The following is a 5,955-nucleotide window of genomic DNA, read 5'->3' as shown; positions in this document are numbered from 1 at the left end:
CCTGCTGCCGCACGAGGCGGACGAGGAGAACGTCGCCGCGCTGAAGGACCTGAAGGCTATCTACGGGCGTCGCGGCTATATGGCCCTGTTCCAGCGGCGTCGGCCGGGGGACGCGGTCCGCATCGATGCGCTGGCGCGACAGGCGGGCGGGGCAGGCGTCCGTGCCGTCGTGACAGGCGACGTCCTCTATCATGCGCCCGAGGCACGACTGCTGCAGGACGTCGTGACTGCAGTGCGCGAGAAATGCACCGTCGACGAGCTCGGCTATCGCCGGGAGGTGAACGCGGACCGGGCGCTCAAGTCGCCAGACGAGATGGTCCGGCGATTCCGCGCCTATCCGGACGCGCTACAGGCCAGCGTCGACATTGCGCGCATCTGCACTTTCGACCTTGGCGAGCTGGCCTATCAGTACCCGCACGAGCGCCTGATCGAAGGGCTGTCAGCGCAAGAAGCCTTGGAGAAGCTGGCGACCGAAGCGGTCGAGCGGATGTTCGACGGCAACGTGCCGGAGGCCTACACGACGCAGATCGCGCATGAGATGCGGCTGATCGGCGAGCTAGGCTACGCACCGTACTTCCTCACCGTGTACGCCATCGTGCGCGAGGCGCGTCGGCGCGGGATCCTCTGCCAAGGCCGCGGCTCGGCCGCAAACAGCTGCGTGTGCTTCGTGCTCGGCGTCACCTCGATCGATCCGATCAAGCATGAGCTGCTGTTCGAGCGCTTCGTGTCGGGGGAGCGCCGCGAACCGCCCGACATCGACGTCGACTTCGAGCATGAGCGCCGCGAGGAGATCATCCAGTGGATCTATGAGACATACGGTCGCAACCACTCCGCGCTGACGGCGGTCGTGACGCGATACCGCGCGCGCGGCGCGGTGCGCGACGTCGGCAAGGCGCTTGGGCTGCCTGAGGACCTGACCTCCTCGCTCGCCGGCCTTGTGTGGGGCTGGTCGGCCGAAGGCGTCGGCGAGAAGCAGGTCGACGAGCTCAACCTCGACATCGCCGATCGCCGGCTGCGCCTGACGCTCGACCTCGCGCGCAAGCTGATCGGCGTGCCGCGTCACATGTCGCAGCACCCGGGCGGCTTCGTGCTGACCCATGATCGCCTTGACGACCTAGTGCCGATCGAGCCCGCTGCGATGGAGGATCGGCAGATCATCGAGTGGGACAAGGACGACATCGACTCCCTCAAGTTCATGAAGGTCGACGTCCTCGGCCTCGGCATGCTCGGCTGCATGAACCGGGCCTTCAACCTACTCGAACAGGACAAAGGCATTCGGGTTGGATTGGCCGACCTGCAGGACGATGACCCGGCCGTCTACGCCATGATCCAGAAGGCTGACACGCTCGGCACCTTCCAGATCGAGAGCCGCGCGCAGATGAGCATGCTGCCGCGCATGAAACCGCGCCGCTTCTATGACCTCGTGATCCAGGTCGCGATCGTGCGGCCGGGGCCGATCCAGGGTGACATGGTCCACCCGTACCTTCGCCGGCGTGAGGGGCTGGAACGGCCGGAGTACCCGCGCCCGGAGCTGCGCGCGGTGTTGGAAAAGACCCTCGGCGTTCCCCTGTTTCAGGAGCAAGCCATGAAGGTCGCCATCGTCGGCGCGGGCTTCACGCCGGCCGAGGCGGACCAGCTGCGCCGCGCCATGGCCACCTTCAAATTCACCGGCGGGGTCAGCCATTTCAGCGAGAAGCTGATCGAGGGCATGGTCGCACGCGGCTATCCCCGCGACTTCGCGGAGCGCACCTTCCGCCAGCTTGAGGGCTTCGGCTCCTACGGCTTCCCCGAGAGCCACGCCGCCAGCTTCGCCAAGATCTCCTATGCGAGCAGCTGGATGAAACACCATCATCCGGACGTGTTCTGCGCCGCGCTGATGAACGCGCAGCCCATGGGCTTCTACGCGCCCGCACAGATCGTCCGCGACGCGCGCGAGCACGGGGTCGAGGTGCGGCCACCTTGCGTCAATGCGAGCCGGTGGGATTGCACCCTCGAGCGAACAGGCGGGCGTTATTTGGCGGTGCGGCTTGGCCTGCGAGTAATCCGCGGCCTATCGAACGCTGACGGAGCGAAAATCGTCTCGGCGCGCAGCACCACCGCATATGACTGCGTCGAGGACGTGTGGCGCCGATCCGGCGCGCAGCGTGCCGCGATCGAGAAGCTGGCGGACGGCGATGCCTTTCACAGCTTCGGTGCCGATCGCCGGCAGGGTCTATGGAAGGTGAGGGGGCTCGGCGAGGCTCCGCTGCCGCTCTTTGCCGCGGCTGACCGCGCGGCCGAGACACTGAGCGCGGAAGGCATTGAGCCAGAGGTGCAGCTGCGGGCGCTGACTGATGGCCGTGAGGTGATCGAGGATTATCGCAACCTGCAATTGTCGCTCCGTGCTCATCCGCTGACGTTCGTGCGTGACGAGCTGACACGTCGCGGCGTGACGCGCTGCGCGGATCTCGCCAGCGTCCGCGACGGCCGCCATGTCGAAGTCGCGGGCATCATCCTTGTGCGTCAGAAGCCCGGTTCCGCGAAGGGTGTGCTGTTCATAACGATCGAGGACGAGACCGGAATCGCCAACGGCATACTTTGGCCCGACCGCTTCGAGGCGCAGCGCCGAACCGTAATGTCGGCCTCCATGGTCGGTCTAAAGGGGCGCGTGCAGAAGGAAGGCGAGGTGATCCACGTCATCTGCGACCGGATCGTCGACCATGGCGACCTGCTCCACCGTGTCGGAGATATGTCCTTCCCGCACCGCACCGGGCGCGGCGATGCGGGCCAACATCCAGGCTCACCGGATCGCGGGGACAAGGGATGGCAGCCCGAGCCGCGCAACCAATACTGGCCGCCCCATGCGGACGGTAAGGATCCTGAGGAGGTCGCGCGCTTCAAATCGCACGACTTCCACTAATCCGTGTCGACGCTGCCTCGGCACCAGCGCGTGGTGATCGCGCTGTCGGTGCACATCCTGCGTGCCGGCGTGGCCAGGTGTTCGGAGACGACCGTCGACGGCATGGAAGTCCGTCTCGCGCTACGCTGTCTTCTACCCCACTGCCCTGAACGTTGGCCCCTCGAGCTCTATTGGGATGCAGCATCCCAGACGAACGAAATTGGCAGAGCCCAAGGCGTGACGGCCGCGTTTAACGGGATCGTTCGCCAGCTTCGCAAGGCGGGACGGTATGAGGACGTGTCACCGCTGTGAGCAAACGGCCGACGATCGAGGCACCGTACAAAACGCTCGGTGAATGGGCGGCCGATCGCGCCGACATGCGGATTGCATGCGTCTGCGGTCGGAGCATGAACATGCCGGCAGGCCAAATCCTCGAACGGTTTCATGGCGACGGCGACGTGGCATCCAAGGTCATTCGGTTGCGATGCCGAGGATGCGGTCGCCGCGGCCATGCTTCTGTATCGTCGGTGCCGATCCTGCGCCGCTAAGGCATCAGGCGTCGCCAACGGTCAGTGCAGACCTTCCGCCGTCGGCCTTTCCGGCCATGCCGGGCACCTCATCAAGCTGACGAAGATCGGTGAACTTGCCGCGCTCCTCACGGTAGCGCACAATCTCGAAACCATGGCCTTTGAGCTCGGGAACAGCATCCAGCTGCTCGGCCGTCGCAGTGTTTACGTTGACGAGAGATGCGTCGCTCATGGTCATCCTTTTCGTTTGCCGGTAGCAAACCGATAGGAGCCCCTCCCGGTTCAGACTGCCGCAGAACGGCGAGAAAGGGTGACCAATGGCCAACCATGACGCTCCGGAAGACACGAACGATATTCGGGCGCTGCTCGCCCATTTACTCGCTGGCGTCACTGGCAAGCCCGAAGCGCACTGGGAAAAGCTGATAGGCGAGGTGACGGCTTTGCCCATCGTATTCAATCCCCGGTCAAATTGGAGGATTGATCAGAGCGGCACGATGAAGGAGATCGACGCCATTGCGAAAGCCGCAGAGGTTGTGCGCCAGGCACATCCCTACGTCCCGTCACCGAAAACCTTGACCTAGTCGCCGAAGATTTCGGCAATCGGTCGACTGAAAAGGCGTGCAATCTGGAACGCGCTAGACAACGATGGATCGTGCTTCCCCGTTTCGATCGCGTTGACCGCTTGCCGTGAGATCTGAAGCCTTTCAGCGAGCTGTGCTTGGCTCCAACCACGCTCTTTGCGGAGGACCTTCAGCCTGTTGCAAAGACCCGCCACGGCTTAGAAGGTGACAACAACGGCTTGGCGGACGAGCCGCTGAGCGCTTGGTGAGGTTGACCGGGCACCTGGCGAGCGTTGTGTTGGTCGTGGCGCACTCACCATCTGAGCGACTGAGCTATAACTGACAGGGTGGATGCCGTCTTGTGTACGAAAGGCGTCCAGGTGCACGACCGTATCGCCGAAGGTCACGGCAACAGTCCTGACGATCGCTGAGGCAGCCGGGTTATACGGCGCGATCCAAACGACCCGGGACGCAGTGGTTCTACGCCGGATGACGTCCAGATTTCGAAGAAGCTTAGGGCTGCGCGGATCGTTCGAACCGAGAGCTATGACAACGAGGCTGGCAGACAACGTCTCAGGGGAGAACCGCAGCGCGTCACTGGAAGATGCGCCAACACGAGCGCGCGTCTCGCACTGAATGCCCGACATCGCCAACGCTGCGGCGGTGCCAACTGCGGTGCTGTCACCGAGGATCAGGCAGAATGGGATCATTTGTGACCCAGCAGGGCCAGTACGATAGCGAGCGACATGACGAACAGGGAAAGCCAGATGGCGATCTGCCCGTAGATGTGGAGTACCACACCTACCCAGGAGTGCCGCTTTCGAAGCAAGATGCCGCTGCCGACGGCGATGAAGAAGGCGATGGTCGTAGGCATCGTTATCGATGGTGATCTATTCAACCATGCCTCTGCCAACGGGAAGAGTCCGATCATCATAACCAGGAGCCAAGAAAACCCTAGCAGCGCACCGTCAAACACCTGTCGCGCTGACGGGTTTTCGTTATGAACTCCGGTGCGGCGAACGCCTTGATGGCCATTAACAAACGCTGTATCCTTGCGGCGGGAGCAATGTGCCATGGCCTACGACCTCACCCAGTACCTGATTACGCGAGACCAGAGCGGCTCTGGCGGCGTGATCGCGACGCCGGCGTCTGAAATCCCGGCTGTTGAAGCTCCGGCTGCGGATGCACCACGAAGCCATCAGCTTGCCTATTTGGCAGTCTACGGTGCATGTTTCGTCGGCCTCCTTCTTTGGTTCTGGAGTTAGGCTTCACTTCCTCAGCGAGGGGTCGACGAAGAAGCCCTTTCCAAGCTTTTCGTCGATCTCTGCCTTCACGGGCTGCGCAGCCATAACGGTAGAAGAGCGCTGCGCCGTAGCCAGACTACGCGCATCCTGCACCTTGCCCGACCCTGCCTCAATCGCCTCGGCCGCAGCGACGGGTGCGGCTGACTGCCCAGGGCCGCCAGCATCTATCAGGCCGCCGGGCTTATACATCTTCTCTATGGCTCCTGCGCCGGCCAGCGCCGGACCACTCAGCTCATGCGGGTCATTTAGATGGAGCTGGCCCTGTACCTCGTTGAACATACCTTCCTGACGTTCAGAAAGGAACTTCGCGATCAAGGTATCGCGCACCTGCCGGCGATGACCGGTCAGGCCAACTTCATGAAGCCCAGGCGCATCAAGCCCACCGGCTTTCTGGCTCTCGCGGGCGTACCAATCACCAAGCTCAGCACTGAGGTTGGTGCTCATCTGCATGCTATGCGTTTCGGCATAGCTGATATCTTGGGAGAGCTGCTGTGCCCTCTCACGCGACTGGCGCGCGCGCTCCTCGAACGAATGCGCCCGGGCAAGGGCCTCTTCGCGCGAAAGCGACGAACTGCGACTGGTGCTGTGGATCGGCGTGGAAAAGGGACCCCGGTAGCGGGGTGATCGGCGTCGAAAAGGGACCCCTCATCCCGGTGGTCTAGGCTGCTCGCTTGGCGGTGTGTCAG

The 5,955-nt window shown here is 63.3% G+C and carries 7 protein-coding genes; 3 read left to right on the top strand and 4 right to left on the bottom strand.

Annotated features, from left to right (window positions below):
- Positions 1–2,899, top strand: a 2,899-nt coding sequence (locus ACGVWT_RS18940; RefSeq protein ID WP_394427771.1) for an error-prone DNA polymerase, incomplete at its 5' end; no start/stop codon positions are given.
- A 531-nt stretch (positions 2,900–3,430) separates the two neighbouring features.
- On the opposite strand, the gene ACGVWT_RS18935 is transcribed toward ACGVWT_RS18940, so the two are convergent.
- Entirely contained in the window at positions 3,431–3,637 is a 207-nt protein-coding gene (locus ACGVWT_RS18935) for a helix-hairpin-helix domain-containing protein (RefSeq protein WP_066773553.1), read from the bottom strand.
- Between the two features lie 85 nt (positions 3,638–3,722).
- On the opposite strand from ACGVWT_RS18935, the gene ACGVWT_RS18930 reads away from it, so the two are divergent.
- Positions 3,723–3,986: a hypothetical protein gene (locus ACGVWT_RS18930; RefSeq protein WP_066773505.1), complete on the top strand. Its 264-nt coding sequence runs from the start codon at positions 3,723–3,725 to the stop codon at positions 3,984–3,986.
- Here the strand turns inward: ACGVWT_RS18930 and ACGVWT_RS18925 are convergent.
- Positions 3,983–4,180 carry a helix-turn-helix transcriptional regulator gene (locus ACGVWT_RS18925; RefSeq protein WP_082731336.1) on the bottom strand — a complete coding sequence of 66 codons (198 nt, stop codon included), beginning with the start codon at positions 4,178–4,180 and terminating at the stop codon, positions 3,983–3,985. The genes ACGVWT_RS18930 and ACGVWT_RS18925 overlap by 4 nt on opposite strands.
- Before the next feature lie 491 nt (positions 4,181–4,671).
- Positions 4,672–4,839 (bottom strand): hypothetical protein, encoded by a 168-nt coding sequence (locus ACGVWT_RS18920; protein ID WP_242417101.1) that lies wholly within the window; start codon positions 4,837–4,839, stop codon positions 4,672–4,674.
- A 199-nt stretch (positions 4,840–5,038) separates the two neighbouring features.
- On the opposite strand from ACGVWT_RS18920, the gene ACGVWT_RS18915 reads away from it, so the two are divergent.
- Positions 5,039–5,230: a hypothetical protein gene (locus tag ACGVWT_RS18915; protein ID WP_156442303.1), complete on the top strand. Its 192-nt coding sequence runs from the start codon at positions 5,039–5,041 to the stop codon at positions 5,228–5,230.
- A 3-nt stretch (positions 5,231–5,233) separates the two neighbouring features.
- On the opposite strand, the gene ACGVWT_RS18910 is transcribed toward ACGVWT_RS18915, so the two are convergent.
- A complete protein-coding gene (locus tag ACGVWT_RS18910) occupies positions 5,234–5,713 on the bottom strand; it encodes a hypothetical protein (RefSeq protein ID WP_394427767.1) in 480 nt (159 codons plus the stop codon).
- Positions 5,714–5,955: the final 242 nt, after the last annotated feature.

This window comes from Sphingomonas sp. S6, from assembly GCF_043498045.1.
Lineage (GTDB): Bacteria > Pseudomonadota > Alphaproteobacteria > Sphingomonadales > Sphingomonadaceae > Sphingomonas.
The sequence above is the reverse complement of the archived record's forward strand: the minus strand, read 5'-3'. Positions and strand labels throughout refer to the sequence as shown.